This window comes from Falsiroseomonas oleicola (assembly GCF_019029495.1).
GTDB lineage: Bacteria > Pseudomonadota > Alphaproteobacteria > Acetobacterales > Acetobacteraceae > Falsiroseomonas > Falsiroseomonas oleicola.
In genome coordinates, this window is the sequence record NZ_JAERQM010000001.1 from 613,175 (window position 1) to 636,563 (window position 23,389).

Annotated in this window: 24 protein-coding genes; 13 read left to right on the plus strand and 11 right to left on the minus strand. The window is 70.5% G+C overall.

All coding sequences use genetic code 11. The annotated features are described in order from the left end of the window. Position 1 precedes the first annotated feature (1 nt). Positions 2 to 1,318 carry an NtaA/DmoA family FMN-dependent monooxygenase gene (locus JJQ90_RS02965; RefSeq protein WP_216872948.1) on the plus strand — a complete coding sequence of 439 codons (1,317 nt, stop codon included), beginning with the start codon at positions 2 to 4 and terminating at the stop codon, positions 1,316 to 1,318. 12 nt (positions 1,319 to 1,330) lie between these two features. On the opposite strand, the gene JJQ90_RS02970 is transcribed toward JJQ90_RS02965, so the two are convergent. The 4 genes from JJQ90_RS02970 to JJQ90_RS02985 are packed head-to-tail and all read right to left on the minus strand — an operon-like array spanning position 1,331 to position 5,242. Then, the gene (locus JJQ90_RS02970; protein WP_216872949.1) at positions 1,331 to 2,191 is read right to left on the minus strand and encodes an HpcH/HpaI aldolase/citrate lyase family protein; all 861 of its coding nucleotides are present in this window, start codon (positions 2,189 to 2,191) and stop codon (positions 1,331 to 1,333) included. 2 nt (positions 2,192 to 2,193) lie between these two features. Then, a complete protein-coding gene (locus tag JJQ90_RS02975; protein ID WP_216872950.1) occupies positions 2,194 to 3,159 on the minus strand; it encodes a Bug family tripartite tricarboxylate transporter substrate binding protein in 966 nt (321 codons plus the stop codon). Next, positions 3,156 to 4,361 carry a CaiB/BaiF CoA transferase family protein gene (locus tag JJQ90_RS02980; protein WP_216872951.1) on the minus strand — a complete coding sequence of 402 codons (1,206 nt, stop codon included), beginning with the start codon at positions 4,359 to 4,361 and terminating at the stop codon, positions 3,156 to 3,158. Before JJQ90_RS02980 ends, JJQ90_RS02975 begins: the two co-directional genes overlap by 4 nt. Then, positions 4,358 to 5,242, minus strand: coding sequence for an FAS1-like dehydratase domain-containing protein (locus JJQ90_RS02985; RefSeq protein WP_216872952.1), 885 nt, complete (start codon positions 5,240 to 5,242; stop codon positions 4,358 to 4,360). The genes JJQ90_RS02980 and JJQ90_RS02985 overlap by 4 nt, the downstream gene beginning before the upstream one ends. 94 nt (positions 5,243 to 5,336) lie before the next feature. Between JJQ90_RS02985 and JJQ90_RS02990 the strand changes: the two genes are divergently transcribed. Both JJQ90_RS02990 and JJQ90_RS02995 read left to right on the plus strand, forming a co-directional pair. Beyond that, on the plus strand, positions 5,337 to 6,287 hold the full coding sequence (locus JJQ90_RS02990; protein ID WP_216872953.1) for a LysR family transcriptional regulator: 951 nt from the start codon (positions 5,337 to 5,339) through the stop codon (positions 6,285 to 6,287). Between the two features lie 29 nt (positions 6,288 to 6,316). Then, positions 6,317 to 7,261: a dihydrodipicolinate synthase family protein gene (locus JJQ90_RS02995; protein WP_216872954.1), complete on the plus strand. Its 945-nt coding sequence runs from the start codon at positions 6,317 to 6,319 to the stop codon at positions 7,259 to 7,261. Positions 7,262 to 7,439: 178 nt separating this feature from the next. Here the strand turns inward: JJQ90_RS02995 and JJQ90_RS03000 are convergent, their stop codons facing one another. Continuing rightward, positions 7,440 to 8,705, minus strand: a complete 1,266-nt coding sequence (locus JJQ90_RS03000) for an NAD(P)/FAD-dependent oxidoreductase (protein ID WP_216872955.1) — start codon at positions 8,703 to 8,705, stop codon at positions 7,440 to 7,442. 85 nt (positions 8,706 to 8,790) lie between these two features. Beyond that, a complete protein-coding gene (locus JJQ90_RS03005) occupies positions 8,791 to 9,564 on the minus strand; it encodes an HpcH/HpaI aldolase family protein (RefSeq protein ID WP_216872956.1) in 774 nt (257 codons plus the stop codon). 123 nt (positions 9,565 to 9,687) lie between these two features. Here JJQ90_RS03005 and JJQ90_RS03010 point away from each other — a divergent pair, with 123 nt between their 5' ends. Both JJQ90_RS03010 and JJQ90_RS03015 read left to right on the plus strand, forming a co-directional pair. Beyond that, on the plus strand, positions 9,688 to 10,479 hold the full coding sequence (locus tag JJQ90_RS03010; protein ID WP_216872957.1) for an IclR family transcriptional regulator: 792 nt from the start codon (positions 9,688 to 9,690) through the stop codon (positions 10,477 to 10,479). A 69-nt stretch (positions 10,480 to 10,548) separates the two neighbouring features. Beyond that, on the plus strand, positions 10,549 to 11,451 hold the full coding sequence (locus JJQ90_RS03015) for a cupin domain-containing protein (RefSeq protein ID WP_216872958.1): 903 nt from the start codon (positions 10,549 to 10,551) through the stop codon (positions 11,449 to 11,451). Between the two features lie 20 nt (positions 11,452 to 11,471). On the opposite strand, the gene JJQ90_RS03020 is transcribed toward JJQ90_RS03015, so the two are convergent. The 4 genes from JJQ90_RS03020 to JJQ90_RS03035 are packed head-to-tail and all read right to left on the minus strand — an operon-like array spanning position 11,472 to position 14,756. Further along, positions 11,472 to 11,909, minus strand: a complete 438-nt coding sequence (locus tag JJQ90_RS03020) for a nuclear transport factor 2 family protein (protein WP_216872959.1) — start codon at positions 11,907 to 11,909, stop codon at positions 11,472 to 11,474. A gap of 17 nt (positions 11,910 to 11,926) precedes the next feature. After that, entirely contained in the window at positions 11,927 to 12,910 is a 984-nt protein-coding gene (locus JJQ90_RS03025) for a Bug family tripartite tricarboxylate transporter substrate binding protein (RefSeq protein ID WP_216872960.1), read from the minus strand. Positions 12,911 to 12,939: 29 nt separating this feature from the next. Next, entirely contained in the window at positions 12,940 to 13,755 is an 816-nt protein-coding gene (locus tag JJQ90_RS03030) for an amidohydrolase family protein (protein WP_216872961.1), read from the minus strand. Beyond that, positions 13,752 to 14,756, minus strand: a complete 1,005-nt coding sequence (locus JJQ90_RS03035) for a Bug family tripartite tricarboxylate transporter substrate binding protein (RefSeq protein WP_216872962.1) — start codon at positions 14,754 to 14,756, stop codon at positions 13,752 to 13,754. The genes JJQ90_RS03030 and JJQ90_RS03035 overlap by 4 nt, the downstream gene beginning before the upstream one ends. 169 nt (positions 14,757 to 14,925) lie before the next feature. On the opposite strand from JJQ90_RS03035, the gene JJQ90_RS03040 reads away from it, so the two are divergent. The 8 genes from JJQ90_RS03040 (at position 14,926) to JJQ90_RS03075 (ending at position 22,133) form a co-directional block, all read left to right on the plus strand. Continuing rightward, the gene (locus tag JJQ90_RS03040; protein WP_216872963.1) at positions 14,926 to 15,942 is read left to right on the plus strand and encodes an NAD(P)H-quinone oxidoreductase; all 1,017 of its coding nucleotides are present in this window, start codon (positions 14,926 to 14,928) and stop codon (positions 15,940 to 15,942) included. Between the two features lie 20 nt (positions 15,943 to 15,962). After that, complete coding sequence (locus JJQ90_RS03045; protein ID WP_216872964.1) at positions 15,963 to 16,715, plus strand: helix-turn-helix domain-containing protein; 753 nt, start codon at positions 15,963 to 15,965, stop codon at positions 16,713 to 16,715. Positions 16,716 to 16,809: 94 nt separating this feature from the next. Beyond that, positions 16,810 to 17,661: an amidohydrolase family protein gene (locus tag JJQ90_RS03050; RefSeq protein WP_216872965.1), complete on the plus strand. Its 852-nt coding sequence runs from the start codon at positions 16,810 to 16,812 to the stop codon at positions 17,659 to 17,661. Between the two features lie 10 nt (positions 17,662 to 17,671). Then, the gene (locus tag JJQ90_RS03055; protein ID WP_216872966.1) at positions 17,672 to 18,496 is read left to right on the plus strand and encodes an amidohydrolase family protein; all 825 of its coding nucleotides are present in this window, start codon (positions 17,672 to 17,674) and stop codon (positions 18,494 to 18,496) included. A gap of 22 nt (positions 18,497 to 18,518) precedes the next feature. Beyond that, entirely contained in the window at positions 18,519 to 19,475 is a 957-nt protein-coding gene (locus tag JJQ90_RS03060; RefSeq protein WP_216872967.1) for a Bug family tripartite tricarboxylate transporter substrate binding protein, read from the plus strand. 16 nt (positions 19,476 to 19,491) lie between these two features. Further along, entirely contained in the window at positions 19,492 to 20,265 is a 774-nt protein-coding gene (locus JJQ90_RS03065) for an SDR family NAD(P)-dependent oxidoreductase (protein WP_216872968.1), read from the plus strand. 10 nt (positions 20,266 to 20,275) lie between these two features. After that, positions 20,276 to 21,175 carry an amidohydrolase family protein gene (locus JJQ90_RS03070; RefSeq protein ID WP_216872969.1) on the plus strand — a complete coding sequence of 300 codons (900 nt, stop codon included), beginning with the start codon at positions 20,276 to 20,278 and terminating at the stop codon, positions 21,173 to 21,175. A 4-nt stretch (positions 21,176 to 21,179) separates the two neighbouring features. Then, the gene (locus JJQ90_RS03075; protein ID WP_216872970.1) at positions 21,180 to 22,133 is read left to right on the plus strand and encodes a tripartite tricarboxylate transporter substrate binding protein; all 954 of its coding nucleotides are present in this window, start codon (positions 21,180 to 21,182) and stop codon (positions 22,131 to 22,133) included. A 5-nt stretch (positions 22,134 to 22,138) separates the two neighbouring features. Here JJQ90_RS03075 and JJQ90_RS03080 read toward each other — a convergent pair whose 3' ends face one another. After that, the gene (locus JJQ90_RS03080) at positions 22,139 to 23,203 is read right to left on the minus strand and encodes a mandelate racemase/muconate lactonizing enzyme family protein (protein ID WP_216872971.1); all 1,065 of its coding nucleotides are present in this window, start codon (positions 23,201 to 23,203) and stop codon (positions 22,139 to 22,141) included. Between the last annotated feature and the right edge of the window lie 186 nt (positions 23,204 to 23,389).

Consider the following 23,389-nt stretch of genomic DNA (forward strand, 5'->3'; position numbering starts at 1 on the left):
CATGACGCGACCGTTCCACCTCGGCTGGTTCCTCCAGGGCTCCTCCGTCCAGGCCTGGGGTGAGCCCTGGACCGGCGCGATCGGCCGCGACTGGATGGTGCCGGACCTGTTCTGCGACATCGCCCGCGCGCTGGAACGCGCCTGCTTCGACTATGTGCTGATCGAGGACAGCTCCTATGTCGGGGAAAGCTATGGCGGATCGCGGGAGATCTACCTGGCCAATGGCCTGTCCGTGCCGCGCCAGGACCCCAGCGTGGTGGCCACGCTGCTGGCCGCCGCGACGAAGCGCATCGGCATCGTGCCGACGCTGTCCACCTTCGCCTATCCGCCCTATCTGCTGGCGCGGCTGGTGGCCACGCTGGACCAGGTTTCCTCCGGCCGCATCGGCTGGAACATGGTGACCGGCAGCAGCGATTTCGCCGCCATGAACTACGGCATGCCGGGGATGCCCGAACATGACCTGCGCTACGACATGGCCGATGAATACATGGCCGCCGTCAATGCGCTGTGGGACAGCTGGGAGCCGGGCGCGATCCTGGCCGATACCGCCAGCGGCGTGCTGGTGGACCACACGAAGGTCCATGCGGCGAACTTCGAGGGGCAGTGGTTCAAGACGCGCGGCCCGCTGAATTCCGGACCCTGCCTCCAGGGCCGCCCCGTCATCGCCCAGGCCGGCGGCAGCCCGCGCGGCAAGCGCTTCGCGGCGCTGCATGCGGATACGGTGGTGGCCGGCGTGAAGGGGGCGGCCGCCATGAAGTCCTATCGTGACGATGTGCGCGCCCATGCCGTGGCGCAGGGCCGCAACCCCGACCATGTGAAGATCCTGTTCCTGGTCTCCCCCACGCTCGGCGAGACGATGGAGGAAGCGCAGCTTCGCCGCAGCCAGCGCAAGGCGCGGGCGGAGGCGCAGGTGCCGCTGATGCTGGCGCATTTCGGCAAGATCACGAATATCGACTTCGGCCGCTACGACCTGGACACGCCGGTGAACCAGCTGGAGCTGCACACCAATGGCCACCAGCAATCCCTTGATGAGTTCAAGCGCGTCGCCGGCAAGCGCAGCCTGCGGGAGGCGATGCTGGCCTATCGCGGCAATGCCGGATCGGTGGAGCTGACCGGCACGCCGGATGCGGTGGCATCCCAGATGGCGGAGGCGATGCAGGAAGCCGGCGGCGATGGCTTCCTGCTCTCCCTCGGCGATGTCAGCCGGCGCAGCGTGGCGGAGATCGCCGATGGGCTGGTGCCGGCCCTGCAGGCGCGCGGCCTGGTGCGCCGCGCCTATGCGCATGAACAGTTCCGCGACAACCTGCTGGAGTTCTGAAGGGGCGCGCCTTCAGCGCGCCGCGGCCAGGATGCGCCGGGCGCGACGCAGGATGGGCTCATCCACCATGCGCCCATCCACCTCGAAGGAGCCGCGCCCCTCCGCCTCCGCCGCCTCGGCCGCCGCGATCTGGCGGCGGGCGAGATCCAGCTCCTTCTCGCTGGGTGCGAAGCCCTCGTTGAGGATCGGGATCACCGCCGGGTGGATGCAGCTTCCGCCCGTGAAGCCGGCGCGGCGGGACCGCGCGACGGTGTCGCGCAGCTTCTCCAGGTCGCGGAAATCCGCGATGGAGCCCAGCGTGCCCATCGCCGCCACCCCCGCCTGCGCGGCGGCCACGGCCATGCGGCGCTTGATCGCCACCATCACCTCGTCGTCGGAGGTGCAGCCGATCTCGGCCGCCAGATCCTCCGCCCCCACCAGCAAGGCGGTGACGCGCGGGGAGGCCGCGCCGATCTCCGCCATGCGCTCCACCGCCGCCGCGCTTTCGATCAGCGGCAGCAGCCGGCAGCGCGGCGTGGCGCCTTCCAGATCATCGAGGATCTCGGCGATCAGGCGGACATGCCCGCCATCCATCGCCTTGGTCACCAGGATGCCATCCGCGCCGCAGGCGACCGCGGCCTCGATGTCCCGCACCGCCAGGCGCAGCGGGCGGTTGATGCGGACCAGCACGGCGGCGGGGCCGGTGCGGCAGGTGGCCACCGCCTCCGCCAGCCCCTCCCGCGCCGCCGCCTTCTGCGCCACCGGCACGCTGTCCTCCAGGTCGAGAATGATGGCATCAGCGCCGGAGGCCGGCGCCTTGGCGACGAAGCGCGGCACATTGGCCGGCACATAGAGCATGGACCGCCAGATGGCGGCGCGGGGGGTCTGGTGCATCATCAGTTCGCCGTGACGCCGGCGGCCCGGATCAGCTCGCTCCAGCGCGCGACTTCGCGCTGGATCAACTGGCCGAAGGCCTCCGGCGTGGTGGGGGAGGGTTCCGCGCCATCCTGTCGCAGCCGGGCCGAGACCTCGGGCGTGTTCAGGCTCGCATTGATCTCGGCATTGAGCCGGTTGACGATGGCGGCCGGCGTGCCGGTGGGCGCCGCGATGCCATACCAGGGCACCGCGTCGAAGCCGGGGGCCACGGTCTCCGCCGCCGTCGGCAGATCCGGCAGGCTCGGCACGCGCTGGCCGCTGGAGACGCCCAGCGCCCGCAGCAGGCCCTGGCGGGCGAGCGGCATCACCGTGGGCGCGCCGCCCCAGCTCAGATCCACATGCCCCGCCACCAGGTCGTTCAGCGCCGGGCCGAGGCCGCGATAGGGCACATGCTCCATCTCCAGCTTCGTCTCATGCAGGAAGGCGAGCATCACCGTATGGCCGGCGCTGCCATTGCCCGCCGTGCAGTAGCGCAGCCTGCCCGGATTGGCCTTCGCATAGTCGAACATGCCGCGCATGTCCTGATAGGGCTGGCGCGGATGCACGACGAGGACGTTGGGCGTGGTGGCGATCATCGCCACCGGCGCGAAATCCCGCACCGGGCTGTAGGTCAGGTTCGGATACATGGCGACATTCACCGCCAGCGTGCCGATATGGCCGAGCAGCAGCGTGTAGCCATCGGCCGCGGCGCGTGCGACCGCCTCCGACCCGATGGTGCCGCCGGCGCCGCCGCGATTTTCCACCACCACGGGCTGGCCGAGGCGGGGCGAGAGCTGGTCGGCCATGGCGCGGCCGAGCGTGTCATTCGCCGCGCCGGGGGGGAAGGGCACGATCAGGCGGATCGGGCGGCTCGGCCAGGGGGCCTGCGCCAGGGCCGGCGTCGCCAGCGTGCCGGCGGCGGCCAGCAGAAGGTCACGCCGGTTCATGCCACGATCTCCTTGCCCTGAAGCCGCGCACGATCGGCGGCGTCGTAGCCCAGTTCCGACAGAATGGCCTCGGCATGTTCGCCCTGGCGCGGTGCCAGTCGCGACTCCGGCAGTCCGGAGCCCGAGAAGCGGTTTGCGTGTCGCAATCCCAGCATGTGTTCCTCCCCTTCTTCTTGTGTCAGCACCCCTGATCCGCGCAGTTGCGGATCGTCCAGCAGGCTCGCCAGCGTGTGGTAGGGCATGGCGGGCACGTCATGCTGGCGCAGCAGTTCCACCCATTCGGCGGTGTCGCGTTCCAGCATCACCTCGGCACGCAGCGCGAAATAGTCGGCGACATTGGCCAGCCGCGCGGCGACGTTGCGAAAGCGCGGATCGTCCTTCAATTCCGGCCGCCCGATGGCGTCGAAGAATCCGCGCGCCTGCGGATCGGTATTGGCGGAGACGCAGATATAGCCGTCCTTCGTCTTCATCGGCCGCGCATCGGGCGTCATGATGCGCGGGTCGCCGAAGCTGCCCTCGGGGTCGAAGGTGCGCTGGCCGAGATGTTCGGACAGCACGAAGGCCGCCGCATTCTCGAACATCGGCACCTCGATCGCCTGGCCCTCCCCGGTCGTCGCGCGCGCCACCAGCGCGGCGCAGATGGATTGCGCGGCGATGATGCCGACGATGTGGTCCGTGAGGACGAACGGGGCGAAACGCGGCTCGCCGATCACCGCCTCCAGGCAGGCGGCGACGCCGGACAGGCCCTGTATGATGGTGTCGTAGGCCGGCGCGCCGTCATAGGGGCCGCCGCTGGAAAAGCCCGCGATGGTGCAATGCACCAGGCGGGGGTTCAGCGCCGACAGCACCTCCCAGGTCAGGCCCAGCGAGGCCAAAGCGCGCGGCCGCATGTTGCTGACGAAGACATCGCTGGTGGCGGCCAGGCGGCGGATCACCTCCTGCCCCTCCGGCGCCTTCAGGTCGAGCACGATGGACCGCTTGTTGCGGTTGAAATGCATGAACTTGGGCGACATGCCGGGCGCGCCGGGCGGCGCCTTGCCACCGAGCCGCCGCATCAGGTCGCCCTCCGGCGGCTCCACCTTGATGACCTCGGCGCCCTGCACGGCGAGCAGCAGCGTCGAGGTTGGGCCAACGATCACGCCGGTGCAGTCCAGAACGCGAATGCCCGCCAGCGGGCCGCGCTTCGCCGGGGCGTCGCTCACACCATCTCGCCCGGTTCGGCGGCCGCTTCGGCCTGGGCGACGATCTTGCCCTGCTCGTTCACCGCCCAGAGCGAAAGGCTGCCATCCGCCGCACGGCTGCAGCGCAACTCGCCCTCACGGCCGACGAAGAAGGGATTCACATTGCGCACGGAGAAGCGGCCCAGCTTGCCGTCGGGCAGGTTCCGCCGCGCCATCTCATGCAGATACAGCGCATGCAGCCCGCCATTCACGACGAGGCCGGGATAGCCCTCCTCCTGCGTCGTATAGGGCTGGTCGTAATGGATGCGGTGGCCGTTATAGGTCAGCGCGGAATAGCGGAACAGCGTGACCGTCTGCGGCGCATAGACCTGGCTGTCATCGGCCGGCGGCAGTTCCACCTTCGCCTCCGCCTTGGGTGGCGCGCCGGCGCCGGGCTTGGCTTCCTCCCGGTACACGATGTCATGCGCCTCGGTCAGCACCGGCTTGCCGTCCATCTCCACCACATGGTCGACACGGACAAAGATCATCTGGCCGGTGCGGCCGGTCTTCGGCGTGATGGAGGCGATGGTGGAGGTGCGGCGGATTTCCGCGCCGATGGTGACCGGCGCCAGGTAGCGCAGGCGACGGCCGGCGAACATGCGGCGCGGCAGCGGCACTGGCGGCAGGAAGTCGCCCTTGCGGGGGTGGCCATCCGGGCCGAGCTGGGACTGCCGCGCGACCGGGGCGAAGAACACCGAATGCCACCCCTCCGGCAGCGCGTCGCCACGGCGATAGCTCAGCGGGTCGAGGTCGAGCAGGGCGGCCAGGCGGCGGACGATGGGCAGCGCCACCTCATCCTCCAGCACTTCCTGGCGGCCGATCCAACCGGCCATGGCGCTGGTGTCGACATGCGTATCGGGCATCTTGTTTCCTCCAGCCCCGACTCTCGCCCCGCCAGCGCGCCACGTCCAATGCAATATGGTGACCACGTGATGCGTCTGGTGCATCATCCCGGCCATGTATCTGGACCTGCCCGGGCTGGAAGCCTTCATCGCCGTGGCGGAGCTCGGCTCCTTCCGCCATGCCGCCAGCCGCCTCGGCCTCAGCCAGCCCGCCCTCACCCGCCGCCTGCAGCGGCTGGAGGCGGTGACGGGGGCGGAGCTGCTGGACCGCCGTGCCCAGCCGATCCGCCTGACTGCCGCCGGCACCTCCCTGCTGCCCGAGGCGCAGGAGGCGATCGCCAGGCTGCGGGAGGCGATTCGCCGCGCGGTGGACCCGGACCAGGGCCAGCGCATTGAAATCGGCTGCCTGCCGACCCTGGCGCTGCGCCATCTCGGCCCGCTGCTGGCCGCCCATGGCGCGCGCTGGCCGCAGTCGGAGGTCGTGGTGCATGAAAGCTCCGCCACCGAAATCCGCACCATGCTGGAGCAGAACCGTATCGACTTCGCCCTGGCCGCGATCGGCGCGGAGCGCTGGAATGTGGAGCGCGTGCCGCTGTTCGAGGAACCCTTCTTCCTGGTGCTGCCGAAGGACCACCGGCTGGCGGAGCGCGGCGCCGTCGCCTGGGCGGAGCTGCGGGACGAGAAGATGGTCTCCACCCATGCCATCAGCGAGAATCGCCGCCTGGTCGATGCCGCGCTGGACCAGGCGCGGGTGCACACCACCTGGCGGGTGGAGGTGCGGCACCTGGCCACTGCGCTCGCCATGGTCGCCGCCGGCTGCGGCATCATCGCTTTGCCCGCCTCCGCCCTGCCGGAGCCGATGCCGCCCAACCTCACCACGCTGCGCCTGCTGCGCCCGGCGCTGACGCGGCGGGTCGGCCTGCTGAGCCCCCGCGCGCGGCAGCTTTCGCCCGCGGCGCGCAGCCTGATGACGGAGATCGTGGCGCGGCTGGGCGGCGAAAGCGCGGCGGCCAGGCCTTCCCGCGCCGGGCGCGGGGCTTTACGGGTCGCCGCGCCGCGGGGATGATCCGCGCCTTCTCGGAGGATAACCGGTCCATGCCACTCGATGTCACCGCCAAGGGCGTCTACGTCATCGCGCCCACGCCCTTCCATCCGGATGGGCGGCTGGATGAGCCGAGCCTGGACCGGATGACCGATTTCTACCTCGGCACCGCGGGCGCCGATGGCATGACCATCCTCGGCGTGATGGGTGAGGCGCCGAAGCTCGATGGCGCGGAATCCCTCGCCGTCAGCCGCCGCATCATCAGCCGCGCCGGCAAGGCCGGCATCATCGTCGGCGTCACCGCGCCGGGCTTCGCCGCGATGCGCGCCCTGGCGCGCGGCGTGATGGAGGCCGGCGCCGCCGGGGTGATGATCGCGCCACCGAACCATCTGCGGAACGACGATGCCGTGGTGGCCTATTTCCACCAGGCGGTGGAGGCGATCGGCAGCGACATCCCCTGGGTGCTGCAGGACTATCCGCAGCTGTTCCAGGTGCAGATGACGCCCACGGTGATCCGCCGCATCGTCATGGACCTGCCCTCCTGCGTCATGCTGAAGCATGAGGACTGGCCGGGGCTGGAGAAGATCACCGCGCTGCGCCGCTTCCAGGCGGAAGGCTCGATGCGGCCGCTGAGCATCCTCTGCGGCAATGGCGGCATCTTCCTGGATTTCGAAATGGCGCGCGGCGCCGATGGCGCCATGACCGGCTATGCCTTCCCCGACATGCTGGTGGACATCGTGCGCCTGTCCCGGGAAGGGAAGCGCGACGCGGCGCAGGACCTGTTCGACGCGCATCTGCCGATGATCCGCTACGAGTTGCAGCCGGGCGTCGGCCTCGCCGTGCGGAAATACGTGCTGATGCGCCGCGGCATCATCGCCTCCGACGCGCAGCGCCGCCCCGGCGCGGCGATGTCGGCGACCGCGCGGGATGAGGTGGAGTATCTGCTGTCCCGGCTCGGCCGGCACGATGCGCGGGCGAAGTTGCCCGCGCTGGGCTGATTGCATGCGGACCGGTCTCCTGACCGGTCCGAGCGTCCCGGTCGGGGCACTGCCCCGACGCGCCGCCGCTTATGCGTCACGCCGCAGGCGTGCCTTCGGCACGACGAAGCCAAGCGGCCGGAGGCCGCGCCCGTCACGCCTCTGGCGTGCCTGCGGCACGACTGAGGGTTGTGAAAGCTCACGCCCCGGCGAAACGCTCCGCCGCATAGGGCGCGAGGTCGTGGTTGCTTGGGCGGCCGAGCACGGCGGGGGCCAGCATCTCCGCCGTGGGCGCCGAACCGGTCAGGCCGAGATGGCCATGGCCGAAGGCGAAGAACAGGCCCGGCACCCGCTGCGCCGGGCCGATCACCGGCACCGAATCCGGCAGGCAGGGCCGATGGCCCATCCAGAAGCCCTCGGCACGCTTCACCCGCGCATCCGGGAAGACGGCGGCGAGGTCGTCATAGAGCAGATTGGCGCGGGTGGCGTCCGGCACGCGGTCCAGCCCGCCGAATTCCACCGTGCCGGCGACGCGCAGGGCACCTTCCATCGGCGTGATGAAGACCTTGCGGTCGGCCGGGATCACCGGCCGGGTCAGGGCGATGCCCGATTCCGTCAGGTCCACATGGTAGCCGCGCTGCGATTCCAGCGGGATGCGGTAGCCGAGCGGCGCCGCCAGCCGCGCCGACCAGGCGCCTGCCGCCAGCACCACCGCTTCCGCCGCATGCAGCCCGCTCTGCCCCTGGGCACCGCTGATGCGGCCGTCGCGGGTGGTCAATGCAGTGATGCGGTCGCGCAGGATGGTGCCGCCGGCGGCCTGGAAGGCCTGCGCCAGCGCCCGCACATAGCGCAGCGGAGAGGCGCAATGGGCGTGGTCCGGCAGGAAGATGGCGCGCTGATAGGCGGCGCCGACCGAGGGTTCCAGCGCCTCGATCCCGGCGCGGTCCAGCCGTTCCAGCCGCGCCCCATGCGCCTGGCGGATGTCCCAGCTCGCCTTGTCCTTCGCGAGCTGCGTCTCGTTCCGATACAGGTAGAGCTGGCCATGCGGCCGCAACAGCTCCGGCGCGCCGATCTCCCGCGCCAGGGCCTGATGCTGCTCCGTCGCCAGATGCAGCAGCGCGTCCAGCGCGGCGGTGGCGCGGGTGACGGCGGCGGGGCGGGCGGCGGCGACGAAGCGCGCCAGCCAGGGCGCGGCGCGCAGCCAGTAGCCGGCCGGGACATGCAGCGGCGCCCGGCGGTCGAACAGCATGCGCGGCACCTGGCGCAGCAGCCCCGGCATGGCCAGCGGCGCGACGGAGCTGGCGCTGATCGCCCCGGCATTGCCGAAGCTGGCCCCACCCTCCCCCGGCAGGTCCGCGTCCACGACGGTGACGCTGGCGCCGGATTGCCGCAGCCGCCAGGCGAGCGCCATGCCGACAATGCCGGCGCCGATCACGAGCACGCTGGCGGGGGCTGTCTCCGGCATGGGCAGGTCCTGTGGCTGTGCCGGCACGACGGCCGGCGGCGCTCCATCCCTTGCGACTGCGGGGACGGAGCGTCAAGCCGCGCGCCTATCCCGCCAGCGCCCGCATCTCCGCCAGCGCCTTGGCGGCGGCGGCTTTCATGAAACCTTGGTCGGAGGAATAGACGAAGGCGGTGGCGCCGATGCCGGCCAGCCATTCCGCCTCCTTCATCCCGCCGACGAAGACCATCACCGGCTTGCCGGCCCGTTTCGCGGCGGCGGCGATGCGCTCCACCGCATCGCGGATCGGCGGCGAATCATTGGTGGGCGCGCCGAGCGCGGCGGTCAGGTCGCCACGGCCGATGAACAGCGCGTCGATGCCGGGGGTCGCGGCGATGGCGTCGATCTCGTCCAGCGCCTCCGGATCCTCGATCTGGGCGACCACGGTGGCGGCGGCATCGGCGGCCTCGATGTAGTCCCACATCCTGCCGCCACCATAGCCGGCGGCGCGGACGCTGCCGGAATAGCCGCGCTTGCCGCCGCGGTAGCGGCAGGAGGCGGCCACCTGCGCGGCCAGGGCGGCGCTGGCGACATGGGGCACCAGCACGCCCGTGGCGCCGCAATCCAGCACCGACAGCAGATGGTGCGGCGCCGGGCTGGGCACGCGCACCAGCCCGGCGGCGCCGGTGGCACGCGCGGCGAACAGCGCCGCGTCGGTGGCGGCGCGGTCGAAGGGCGAATGCTCCTCATCCACCACGACGAAATCGAAGCCGATGCCGCCGAGGATCTCCGTGGCGTGCAGGGTCGGCGTCTTGATGAAGCTGCCCACCAGGCGGTCGCCACGGGCAAGCCGCGCGCGGAAGCTGTGTTCGGGAATGGCCATGGATCGGTCCTGACGGCTGGCGTTGACGGCGCGATAGATGTTCTGATAAACGGAACATATAGTCGTTGATAGAGACACTGACAGGACAGACATCGCTGTCAAGCCGAGCCGGGGAGGCCTTCCATGCCGCGCATCGACGGACCGACCCATGGCGAGGGGCTTCAGGCCGTCGCCATGGCCCTGCTGATCCTGGAACATCTGGCGCAGCAGCGCGGCGATGTCGGCGTCACCGAACTCGCCCGCGCGCTGGAGACGACGAAAAGCCGCATCCACCGCCATCTGCGCACCCTGCTGGAAGCCGGCTACATCGTGCAGGCGCAGGAACGCTACCGCATCGGCCACCGGCTGGTGACGCTCGGCCGCACGGTCTCGGAGAATTTCGACCTCGCCACCATGGCGCGGGAGGAGATGCGCGCGCTGCGCGACCGCGTCGGACAGACCGTGGTGCTCAGCCGCGCGGAGCCGGCGGGCGCGGTGGTGCTGGCGACGCTGCCTGGCCAGGACATGATCGAGATCTCGGCCAAGACCGGCGCGCTGATGGCGCTGCACTGCACCGCCCAGGGCAAGCTGACCCTGGCCCATGCGGAGCCCGCGCTGCGCGACCGCGTGCTGCTCTCCCGCCTCGACCTGCGCACCCCCCACACCATCACCGATCCGGAACGGCTGCGCGCGGAGCTGGAGCGTATCCGCGCCCAGGGCTGGGCCACGGCGGCGGAGGAAAGCATGGTCGGCGTGAATGCCCTGGCCGCGCCGATCTTCGAGGGCGGCGGCGGCATGGTCGGCGCCATCGCGCTGCTCGGCTCCATCCAGTTCATCCGGCGGGAACCGGCGGCGGCGCAGATCCAGCAGGTGCGGCAAGCGGCGGCGCGGATCTCCGCACGCCTCGGCTGGACGCTTGACAGCGCCGCGGGGTGACAACAAGACTGCTCCATCTGACATAACATTGTCTCGTTCATCAGAACAAGACGGGCTGGAGCGAACGCCATGGCCTATCATGCTTCCGACCCCCGCGCCGCGCTCGCCCCGGCCAGCGGCACCAAACCCGTGGACGGCCCCTACGCCCCCGCGGATTACGCGAAGTTCTACGAGAAGGAGCCGCAGGCGGCGGCGGATGGCGCCCGCACCTGGCTGGTGCGCGGCCGCAACTTTGTCATTGCCTATTCGGAGGTGACCGAAGGCGCCGTGCTGGCGCGCCAGGGCCAGCCCGATGAATACGTGCTGCTGCTGCCCGACCCGGGCCTCTCCGCCACCATCACCGCCGGCGCCGAGACGAAGACGGTGGAGGGCCATTCGCTGGCCTTCATCCCGCCGGGCGACAGCCGCATCACGCTGCACGGCAAGGGCCGCATCGTGCGGCTGTTCACGCCGCGCGCCGAGGACCTGGCCGCGCGCTGCAGCAATGCCGATCGCTACCTGCAACCCGATCCGCGCATCCCGCCGATCCAGGACTGGCCGACGCCGCCAGATGGCTTCCGCATCCGCGACTACACGCTGGACGTGCCGAAGGAGCCGGGGCGCTTCGGCCGCATCTGGCGCTGCACCACCTTCATGGTGAACTACCTGGACCCCGCCGCCGGCCCGCGCGACATCCGCAAGCTGTCGCCGCATCACCACGACGATTTCGAGCAGTGCTCGCTGGTGCTGAACGGGTCCTACACCCACCACATCCGCTGGCCCTGGACGCCGGACCAGACCCAGTGGCGGGAGGATGAGCACGAGCTGTGCGGCGCGCCTTCCGTCACCGTCATCCCGCCGCCCAGCATCCACACCTCCCGCGCCGAGGAGGCCGGGCAGATGGTGGACATCTTCTGCCCGCCGCGCATGGATTTTTCGGCCAAGCCGGGCTGGGTGCTGAACGCGGCGGACTATCCCGCGCCGGAGGGATGATCCGCGCGCCATGGCCGGCCTCAGCCTGAGGTCGGCCGGCTGCCCTTGAACAGCGGCTTCGTCGTGCGCGCGGCATAGCGCCAGCGCCCATCGGCGCCGCGCACGCATTCATCCGTCACCGCGCCGATCAGGATCGGCGGTTCCGACAGCAGCGGCGCCACGCCATCCTCGGCATAGAGGCACATGGTCCACTCCGCCGTGGCGTGGTCCGCGTCCTGCACCGTGACGTGGAAATTGTGGATCAGGTGCCGCGCCACGCGGTCGCCTCGCCCCTCGCGCTCCGCATAGAAGCCACGGATCGCCTCACGCCCCTGCCGCGCCTTGTGGCTGGTGGTGTAGACGCCGTCTTCCGTGAAATGCTCATGCGCGTTGCGGCCCCAGTTGGAATCCACGTCGTGCCAGAAGGCGATGTTGAGGATCTCCAGCTCCTGCCGGATGCGCAATTCGTCGAAAGCCATGGGTCTGATCGTCCTGTTCACTCAACGGAGATGTTGGCGGCGGCAATGATCGGGCGCCACAGCTCGACCTCCGCCGCCATGCGCCGGGTCAGGTCGGCAGGCGTGCCGCCCAACTGCGTCAGGCCGAGCGGCACCAGCAGCGAGCGTGTCTCGTCCATGGCGAGATAGGCATTGCTTGCGGCGTTCAGCTTCGCCACCGCATCCGCCGGCATCCGTGCCGGGCCGAGCAGGGAAATCCAGCCGGTGGCGCGGTAATCCGCCACGCCCTGAGCCTGCACCGTCGCCACGCCCGGCAATTGCGGAATCGCCTCGGCCGAGGTGACGCCCAGCGCGCGCAGCGTGCCGGCCTGGATATGCGGCAGATAGGTGGTGACCAGATCGATCCCCATATCGACCGCGCCCGCCAGCAGGTCGTTCGTCAGCGGCGCGGAGCCGCGATAGGGCACCAGGTTCAGGCGGATGCCGGTGCGGTGCATCAGCAGCTCGATGGCGAGATGCGCGGCGGAGCCCAGCGGCGGCGTGCCGCAATTCACCTTGTCCGGATTCGCCTTCGCGAAGGCGATCAGCTCCTGCACGTTGCGATAGGGCATCTGGCTGCGCGCCGCCATGACGATCGGCAGCTCCGCCAGCAGCGCGACCGGTGTCAGGTCGGTGGAGGGGTTGAAGGGCATCGACCTGAACAGCAGCGTGTTGTTCGTGATCGGGCCGTTGGTGGTGACCATCAGCGTATGCCCATCCGGCGCCGCGCGGGCGACGGAGGCGGCGCCGATATTGCCATTGGCACCGGAGCGGTTCTCCACCACGAAGGGCTGCCCGAAGCGTTCGGAGAAGTTGCGGGAGACGGCGCGCGCCAGCACATCCGTGGACCCGCCCGCCGGCCAGGGCACGACGACGGTGACAGGCCGGTTCGGCCAGGCCTGCGCGGTGGCCGGGCGCGATGCCGCGATGAGGCCGGCGCCGAGCGCGAGGCCACCGATCCGCCGCCTTGTGATCTTGGACATCCGATTGCTCCCTTGGGATTTCGTCATTGTCAGGCGCCGAAATACAGCCGCATCGGCGTGTCGCCGGTGATCAGCCGGCGCGTCGCCGCATCCGGCACCCAGTCCTGCAGATCGGCGATGGTCTCGGCATAGGTCACGCGATCCTCGAAGGCGGCGAAGGGCCAGTCGCTGGCCCACATCAGCCGCTCCCCGCCCGAGACGCGCAGCAGCGCCTGGGCGTAGCCGCGCGCCAGATCCTTCGACGGCATCCGGAAACCGCCGGACATCTTCACCCAGGTGCGGCCACGCTCCACCGCCGCCAGCAGCGCCTTGAAGCCGGGGCAGTTCACGCCCAGCGCCTCGTCCGGCTTGCCGAAATGGTCGATCACCAGCTTCACACCGGCGCCTTCCACCGCCCGGATCACCTCCGGCAGCATCGGGCTGCTGACCAGCGTGTGCACATGCCAGTCCAGGTCGCGCACGCGACGCAGCAGCAGGCGGTATTCGGGGCTGGTCAGGTCGGGGGGGTTGGGCACGCGGCGGAAGAACAGGCGGATGCCGACGATGCCATCGGCCTTCATCCGCTCCAGCGTGTACATGTCCGTCTCCGGCTGCACGAAGGCGGTGCCGCGCAGGCGCGGATTCCGGCGCAGGCAGCGGATGACATAGTCGTTGTACTGGCCGTGCAGGCTGGCCGCGGCGACCACGCCGAAGCCGATGCCGTGCCGGTCCATCACCTCGATGAAGCGTTCGGCGGAAGCATCCTCGGGCGGGTGGTGCCAGGCCCAGGGCGTCAGCGGCATGTCCTTCAGGTAGAGATGGAAATGCGTGTCGACCAGCGGCGTGTCGGTGGTGCTCTCATTCATTCGCGTGGGATTCCTGCGCGAGTGGCGATGGATTGCCAGAGCGGCACCTCGGCCCGCATGCGCGCCGCCAGCGGCCCCGGCCCATCGAGCAGCGTCTCCGCGCCCAGTTCCGCCATGCGCTCCGCCAACGGCGCGCCTGTGCGCAATGGCGCGAGTTCGCGCATCAGCGTCGCCACGGCCTCCGCCGGCAGGTCGCGGGACCCGAACAGGCCGAACCACAGCTCCACGCCATCATATTCCGGCACCAGCTCGGTGATGGTGGGTGTCTCCGGCAGCAGCGGGCTGCGGCGGCGGCCGCAGGTGGCAAGCGGGCGCAGGCGACCGGCGCGGATATGCGGCAGCACCTCGATCGGGCTGAGGAATCCGGAGGCGACTTCGCCTGCCAGCAGCGCGGTGGCGGAGGGGGCGGAGCCGCGATAGGGAATATGCAGCAGGTCCAGCCCGGCCCGGGCGCGCAGCACCTCCCCGGCGAAATGCACCGTGGTGCCGATGCCGGCGGTGCCGAAGCTCACGCCGCCCGGCTCCGCCCTGGCGCGCGCGAGATAGGCCGCCAGGTCGCGGAACGGCGAGTCCGCGCGCACCATCAGCAGGATCGGCGAGGCGGCGGTCAGCGTGACCGGCACCAGGTCGGTCAGCGGATCGAATCCCGGGTCGCGCTGCAAGGCCGGCAGGATGGCGACGGCGGAGGTGCTGTGCAGCAGCGCATGCGTATCCGTGGCCTGCGCCACCGTGCGGATGCCCAGCGCGCCGCCGGCGCCGGAGCGGTTTTCCACCACGAAGGATTTGCCCAGCCGTCGCGCCAGATGCTCCGCGATGATCCGCGCCGGGATGTCCGTAGTGCCGCCGGGCGCGAAGGGCACGGTGATGCGCACCCCGCGCTGCGGCCAGGCCTCCTGCGCCAGCGCGGGCGCTGCCAGGGCGGCGAGGCCCGTCGCCAGCAGATGGCGTCGACGAAAAGGCGCGCGATGTGGGTCGGCAGCCGGTGATTGTCCGGGCAGCATGAACGTCCTCCGCAGCGCATGATCCCGCGCTGTTTTGGCCAAGCTAGCGACTTCGCCGACCCCATCCAGCGCCGTCCGCGGCCATTCCGCAGGCCGGAATGGTGGGGGATCGGCGACGCAGGCGGGCGATGCGCCATGCTTAGCTGCGGGTCATGGAGGATGATGGCGCATGCGGGTGATCGAGATCAGGGGCAAGGGCGGGCCGGAGGTGCTGGCGATGGCGGAACGGCCGGTGCCGGAATGCGGGCCGGGCGAGGTGCTGGTCCGTGTCGCCGCCGCCGGGGTGAACCGGCCGGATGTGCAGCAGCGCAAGGGGCTCTATCCGCCGCCGCCCGGCGTCACCGATATCCCCGGCCTCGATGTCGCCGGCATCGTCGAGGCCGTGGCGCCCGATGTCGCCTGGCCTCGCCTGGGCGATGCCGTCTGTGCGCTGGTCTCCGGCGGCGGCTATGCGGAGTTCTGCCGGGTGCCGGCGCCGCAATGCATGCCGATTCCGCGCGGCTTCAGCTTCGCCCAGGCGGCGACGCTGCCGGAGGTGTTTTTCACCGCCTGGAACAACGTGTTCTGGCTCGGCCGCATCGCGGAAGGCGAGACCCTGCTGGTGCAGGGCGGCACCAGCGGCGTCGGCATGGCGGCGATGCAGATGGCGCGGCAGTTGCGCAACGCCACCGTCATCGCCACCAGCAGTTCCGCCGCCAAGCGTGCCGTCTGCCTGGATTATGGCGCGCATCACGTCGTCGACTACCGGGACGCGGACTGGCCGGACCAGGTGCGGGCACTGACCGGCGGCGCGGGCGTGGATGTCATCCTCGACGGCCAGGGCGGCGACTACACGCCGCTGGAGATGGCGCTGCTCGCCCCCGATGGCCGGCTGGTGCTGATCGCCAGCCATCGCGCGCCCATGGCGGAGATCAGCACGCGCGACATCTACATCCGCCGCCTGACGCTCACCGGCTCCACCCTGCGCGCCCGCCCCCCCGCCTATAAGGGCCGCATCGCGCGGGAACTGGTGGAGCAGGTCTGGCCGTTGCTGGAGGATGGCCGCATCCGCACCCATATCTGCGCCACGCACCCGCTGGAGCAGGCCGGCGCGGCACAGGCGGTGCTGGATGCCAATGCCCAGATCGGCAAGCTGGTGCTGACCGTCTCCGCCCTGGCGAGTCAGATACCGGAACCCAACCCCTGACCGAGCCGCCGGTCCAGTCCGTGCTGCGCGCCCTGGCGATCCTGCGGGAGCTGAACAGGCAGCAGAACACGACCGTGGACCAGCTGCACCGCGCGACCCTGCTGCCGAAGCCGACCGTCATGCGCCTGCTGGCCACCCTGGCCAGCGCCGGGCTGGTGATGAAGGGCGAACGCGGCATCGGCTACCGCGTCACCTCTGACGTGCAGCGGCTCAGCGCCGGCATCCAGGATGGGCCGCTGGTGGCGGAAGCGGGGCGGCCCTGGGCGGTGGAGCTGACCCGCCGGCTGCGCTGGCCGGCGGCGATCGCCGTCCGCGATGGCGGGCGCATCGCCATCAGCGTCAGCACGGCGGCCAGCAGCACCCTCTCCCCCTTCCATGCCACCATCGGCATGCGCCACAGCCTGCTGACCCGCGCGCTGGGCCGCGCCTACCTGGCCCATTGCCCGGATGCGGAACGCCGCGACCTGCTGGGCCTTCTCGCCGCCTCGACAGACCCCGAGGACAATCCGCCGAACCTGGCGCGGGTGGCGCGGATGATCGTGGTGACGGTGCGCCGCCAGGGCTATGCGCTGCGCGACCCGAAGGTGGAGCCGCGCAACTCCAACACCGTCGCCGTGCCGATCCTGCTGGATGGCGCCGTGGCGGGCACCATCGGCCTCAGCTTCTTCCGCTCGGCGGTCAGCCAGCCGTTGCTGGTCGGGGAGATGGTGCCGGCCCTGCATCAGGCGAGCCGCGAGATCACCGCGGCGCTGGAGCGGCTGCGGCCGTCCTGACCCGCCGGAATTCCGGGATGCGGAACGGCACCAGTTCCGCCTTCTGCGCCGGGGAGTCCGCGCCCTAGCTTCCCGCAGGAACCGGGGAAACGACATGCAGGCCGAAGGCCAGGACGATGCGCCGCGCCAGGCGCGCTTTGCCATACCGCCACTGGCCTGCGACGCGCATTGCCACGTCTTCGGCCCCGCCGAACGCTTCCCCTATGCGCCCAGCCGCCGCTACACGCCGGAGGACAGGCCGAAGGAGGTCCTGGCGGCGCTGCACCGCAAGCTGGGCCTGCAGCGCGCGGTGATCGTGCAGGCAAGCTGCCATGGCACCGACAACCGCGCCATGCTGGACGCGCTGCACAGCGACCCGGACCGCTATCGCGGCGTCGCCATGATCGACGATGCGACCACCGAGGTCGAGCTGCGGGAGATGAAGGCGGCCGGGGTGCGCGGCATCCGCTTCAACTTCATCAAGGCGCTCGGCGGCGCGCCGGACATGGCGCTGTTCCATCGCGCCGCGGACCGTGCCCGGCCGCTCGGCTGGCACATGGTGATGCAGTTGCAGGGCGATGGCGTGACGGAAATGGCGGAGGTCATCCGCGCGCTGCGCATGCCCGTGGTGATCGACCATATGGGCCGCGTCGATCCCGCCCTCGGCGTGGAAGGCCCGGCCTTCCGCAGGCTGCTCGACCTGCTGGGCGACGACCGGATCTGGGTGAAGCTGAGCGGCATCGAGCGCATGACCCGCGCGCCCTTCACCGAGGCCCTGCCCTTCGCCCGCGCCCTGCTGCGCGCGGCGCCGCATCGCGTGCTCTGGGGCACCGACTTCCCGCATCCCAACCTGACCACACCGGTGGATGAGATGGAGCTGCTGAACCTGATCCCCGACTTCGCCCCGACGCCGGAGGACCGGCAACGCCTGCTGGTGGACAACCCCGCCACCCTCTACGGCTTCTGAAAGATCGATCATGCCGGCCGTTGATTCCCACGCCCATGCCTTCGACCTCACCCGCCAGGGCTGGGGCGGCGATCGCGGCTTCGATATCCAGGCGAATGAGCTCGGCACCGCGCCGCAATTCCTGCAGGTGCTGGCCAGCCACGGCTTCACCCATGGCGTGCTGATCAACCCGCTTGGCGGCTACGGTGCCAACAACACCTATATGCTCGAAGCCATCGCGGCATCCGGCGGGCGGCTGAAAGGCGTCGCGCTGCTGCCGGATGCGACGCCGGAGACGGAAATCCACCGCATGGTGGAAGGCGGCATCGTCGGCATCCGCTTCAATCTGGACTTCCCGACCAGCCCACCACTGCTCGGCCCGATGGGGGAGCGCGCGCTGGCCCGGGCGCGGGAGGTCGGCTGGTTCGCGCAGGTGCATTATCACCACGGCGACTCCCTGATCGCCGCGATGCCCGCGCTGCGCGCGGCGAAGCTGCCCGTCATCATCGACCATTCCGGCCGCCCCGAACTGCCGGGCGGTCTGCGCCAAAAGGGCTTCCGGGCGCTGCTGGAACTTGGTCGCGGCAGCGATGCCGTCATCAAGCTGTCCGGCGTGTTCCGCTTCAGCCAGACCGGCTCGCCCTATGTCGATACCGATCCCTACATCGCCGCGCTGATCGAGGCTTTCGGCATCGATCGCTGCATCTGGGGTTCCGACTGGCCCTTCCTGCGCGCCAAGGCCCGCACCGATTTCGGCCCGCTGCTGGCGGCGCTGCACCGCGTCGTGCCGGAGGCGGCCGATCGCGACAGGATTCTCTGGACCAATCCGTCGCGGCTTTTCCGCATGACGTCGTGACAGCAAGCAAGGGAGGGTTTCGATGACCATCACCCGACGCAGCGCCCTGGCGGCGGCGAGCCTTGTCCTGACCACGGGATCCGCCCGCGCCCAGGCCTATCCGAACCGCGCGATCCGCGTGATCGTGCCCTATGCGGCGGGCGGCGCGGACCAGTTCATCCGGCCCTTGCAGGCCCGGCTGACCCAGGCGCTCGGCCAGCCCATCGTCATCGAATCCGTCACCGGCGGCGGCGGCGCCATCGGCGCCAACCGGGTGCGCACCGCTCCGGCCGATGGCTATACCCTGCTCTTCGCCGGCACCGGCGCGCTGACGGCGGTGCCGCGCCTGCAAAGGCTGGGCTATTCCATCGCGGATTTCGCGCCGATCGCCAATCTGATCGCCATCCCCTATGTGCTGGCAGGCCGCCAGGGCGCGCGCTTCACCGACTTCGCCGGCTTCCTGCGCGAAGCCCGCGCGAGGCCGGAGGGGCTGAGCTACGGCACGCCCGGCGTCGGCAGCACGCCGCATCTGGTGGCGGAGGCGATGGCCAAGGCGGCCGGCGTGAAGCTGCTGCATGTGCCCTATTCCGGCATCGCCACGGCCGTGGTGGGCCTGCTGGCCGGCGACATCGATCTGGTGATGGGCGCGCCCGGCAATATCATGCCGCTGGTGGAACGCGGCGTGGTGCCGCTGGTGCAGACCGGCGCGCAACGCATCGCCGTGCTGCGCGATCTGCCGACGCTGCGCGAGGCGGGGCTGGATGTGGAACTCGTCACCCGTTTCGGCTTCTTCGCCCCGAAGGGCACCGAGGACGCGGTGATCGCCCGCTGGTCGGGGCTGCTGCTGGAAGGCGGCGCCGACCCTGCCTATGCCCAGGCCATGCAACGCGCCTTCAACGAGGTGGAATTGCTGGACCAGGCACGTTTCCAGAGCTTCCTCGCGGCGGAAGATGCCGCGACGGCGCAGCTTCTGACCGCGCTGAACCTGACGGGCGGCTGAAACAGGAGCGAAGCGAATGAGCGATGTGAACCAGGGCGCCCTCGGCCCCTACGGCCTGCGCGGCAAGGTCGCGGTGATCACCGGCGGCAGCAGCGGCATCGGCGCCGCCTCCGCCCGACGCCTGGCGGAGCAGGGGGCGACGATCGCCATCGGCTACAACAACGGCCGCGACCGTGCGGAGGCGCTGGCGGCGGAACTGCCGGGCGACGGCCATATCGCCCTGCACCTGCCGATGGCCGACACCGCCGCGATCCGCGCGGCAGCGGCGGAGGTGGAGGCGAAGCTGGGCCGGGCGGATGTGCTGGTGAATTCGGCGGGCACCACCCGCGCCGTGCCGCATGCCGATCTCGACGCGCTGGATGACGAGACCTTCGACCGCATCCTCATCACCAATGTCCGCGGCCCCTATTCCACCATCCGCGCCTTCGCGCCGTTGCTGAAGCGCAGCGGGGATGCGGTGATCGTCAACATCTCCTCCCTCGCCGCGATGAACGGGCTGGGCAGCAGCATCGCCTATTGCGCCTCCAAGGCCGCGCTGGACACGATGGGGCTGTCGCTGGCGCGTGTGCTGGGGCCGGAAATCCGCGTCATCGGCGTCTCTCCCGCCGCCGTCGATACCGGCTTCGTGCCGGGCCGCAGCCGCGACGCGGTGCTGAAGCAGGCGGCGCTGACGCCCTTGAAGATCGTCTGCCAGGCGGATGACGTGGCGCTCGCGGTGGTCGCCGCCGTCACGCATCTGCGCCTGACCACCGGCACCGCGCTGCTGGTCGATTGCGGCCGGCATCTCTGAGGGCCGGCGCTTGGAGATCATCGACGCGCAGATCCACGAACCGGCCGCGGGCAAGCCCTTCGACCCACCGCTGGACCCGGCGACGCGCGACGCGGTGCATGTGGAACTGGCGCGGGAAGCGCTGGATTGCGTGCGGGTCGACCGGGCCGTGGTGGTGGCGCGCCCCGCCTTCAACGAGGCCTGCATCACGCGCTATCCGGAACTCTTCGCCGCCGTCGAGGTGATGGATCACAACTCGGAAGAACTGGAAGCACGGATGGCGGGCTTCCGCGCTCGCAAGGGCATGCTTGGCTGCCGCACGCTGGTGACGAACTATGCCGAGGTGCGGCGTGACCCGGAGGTGGCGCTGCGGCTGAACGACACCTTCCAGGGCGGCGGCTTCGATCGCTACTGGGCGCTGGCGGCGCGCTACGACATCCCGATGTTCTTCTCCGCCCATGGTTTCGCCGCGGCGCTGCAGCCGCTGGCGGAGCGGCATCCGGAGCTGACCATCATCGTCGATCATTTCGGCATCACCCAGTCCCTGCGCCGGGAGATCGAGGGCGATCGCTGGGCGGCGCTTCCCGGGCTGCTGGAACTGGCGCGTTATCCGAATGTCTTCGTGAAGTGGTGCGGCGTGCCGCTCGTCTCCCGCGCCGCCTTTCCGCATGACGATGTCTGGCCCCAGCTCCATCGCATCCTGCGCGCCTTCGGACCGGAGCGCTGTATGTGGGCGAGCGATTTCACGCGCCTGCGCTGGGGCGTGCCGGATCGCGCGGGCGCCACGGGCGCGCCGCCGCGCGCGGACTGGAAATCCTACGCCGACGCGCTGCACCACCTGCTGCACACGCGCGAAATCTCGCAGCAGGACAAGGAACAACTGTTCAGCGGCGCGGTTCGCCGCGCGCTGCGCTGGACCAGGGAGGATTAGACCCATGCCCATCACACGCCGCCACGCCCTTGCCGCCACGGCCGCCGCCTTGGCCGCCGCGCCGGCCCTGGCGCAGGACTATCCGAGCCGCGCCATCCGCGTGATCGTGCCCTATGCCGCGGGTGGCACGGACCAGTACATCCGGCTGCTGCAGAACGATTTCGCGCAGCGCCTGGGCCAGCCCGTGGTGATCGAATCCGTCGTTGGCGGTGGTGGCGGCATCGGGGCCAACCGCGTCCGCACCAGCACGCCGGATGGCTACACGCTGCTCTTCGGCGGTACCGCCGCGCTCACCGTCGTGCCGCGCATCCAGAACCAGCCCTATACGGCGATGGATTTCGCGCCCGTCTGCAACCTGGTCGCCCTGCCGATCATCGTCGCCGCGAAGCGCGGCTTCCGCCATCGCACGGCGCAGGAGATGCTGGCGGCCGCCCGCGCGCAGCCCGAGAGCATCTCCTTCGGCTCGCCCGGCATCGGCAGCTCCCCGCATCTGGCAGGCGAAGCGATGGCGCGCGCCGCCGGCGTGAAGCTGCTGCATGTGCCCTATGCCGGCATCGCGCCGGCCATGACCGCGCTGCTCGCCGGCGACATCGACCTGGTGGTGGGGGCGCCCGGCATCATCATGCCGACCGTCGAATCGCACGGCATCCTGCCGCTGGCGCAAACCGGCGCGACGCGCAGCGCCGCGCTGCCCGACCTCATCGCCCTGACGGAGATCGGGCTGGATGTGGATCTGGTGACGCGCTTCGGCTTCTTCGCGCCGAAGCAGACGCCGGAGCCGATTCTGCAACGGCTCGACCAGGTCTTCCGCGACGCCGCCGCGACGCCCAGCTACGCCCAGGCGATGCGGCGCGCCTTCAACGAGGTGCTGTTGCAGGACCGCGCGCAGTTCACCCAGGCCCTGGCCGCGGAGGACCGGGCCATGGCGTTGCTGATCGAACAGCTCAACCTGCGCTGAAAGGCTCAGGCATAGACGATCCCGCAGCCAGGCCCGACGGGGACGGCGATCACGCCGTCCTCGATGGGCAGAGGCGTGAACGGATCGTCCAGGATGTGGTCGTGCTCCGACAGCTCGCAGGCGAAGGGCAGGTTCCGCAGCGACGCGGCGGCGTGGGCGGAGGCGCCCTGCAGCAGCGCCGGACCGAAGGCCGCGCCCATGCGCGTGGCGATCTGTCCGGCTTCCAGGATGCGCGCGGCGGTGACGAAGTTGCGCACGCCGCCGAGCTTGGTCAGCTTCAGATTGACCACATCGGCGACGCGCCCCTGCACCACCCGCAGCACATCGGCCACCGTCTCCACCGTCTCATCCGCCTCGATCGGCACCGGCAGGGTGCGGGTTATCAGCGCGAGACCTTCCCAGTCCGCGGCCGGCACCGGCTGCTCCACCAAGGCGATGTCCTGCGGCTCCAGCCGCCGCCAGGCCGCCAGGAAACCCTTGGCGCTGTAGGACTGGTTCGGGTCGAGCGTCAGCGTCACCTCCGCGCCCACCGCCGCCCGCACCTCCGCCACCCGCCGCGCATCGAGCGCGGCATCGCCGGCCAGCTTCAGCTTCAGCGTGCGGTAGCCTTTCGCCACCAGCGCGGCGGCGCCCGCCGCCATCTCCGCCGGCGCCTTGATCGGCAGGATGCGCGATTGCGGAATGCGGTCGCGATAGCGCCCGCCGAGCAGCGCCGACAGCGGCAGGCCGGCGCGGCGCGCCTGAAGGTCATGCAGCGCCATGTCGATCGCCGCCTTGACCGAGCGGTTGCCGACCAGGGTCGTCTCGACCAGATCCATGATCGCGGCCAGCTCCGCCGGATCGCGCCCGACCACCAGCGGCCGCAGGAAATGCAGCGCCGCCTCGGCGCCCGGCCCATGGGTGGTGATGGCCGGGATCGCATGCGCGTAGCCCAGGCCGGTCACGCCATCCTCATCGGTCAGGACGATGACCCAGCCCTGCAATTCCGCGACCGTGGCGCGGGCGAATTTCCAACCCGGATCCGCCTGGCGCTGTGTGCAGGGACGCAGTTCGGCTGTGACGATGGGCACCCTCGATTCTCCCGCTTCCTCTGCGCCGAAGCTGCCATGTCCGCGGCCCGGTTCGCGTCGAAATCCATCGATATTCCGGAATGCGGAACGCCGTGAGATAGTCCCGCGAGACGCGGAATCCCGCATTAGATTGGCGACAGGGAGCTGTTGCCGGGAAAGCGAAGCGCGCAATGCGCCGCAGGATGC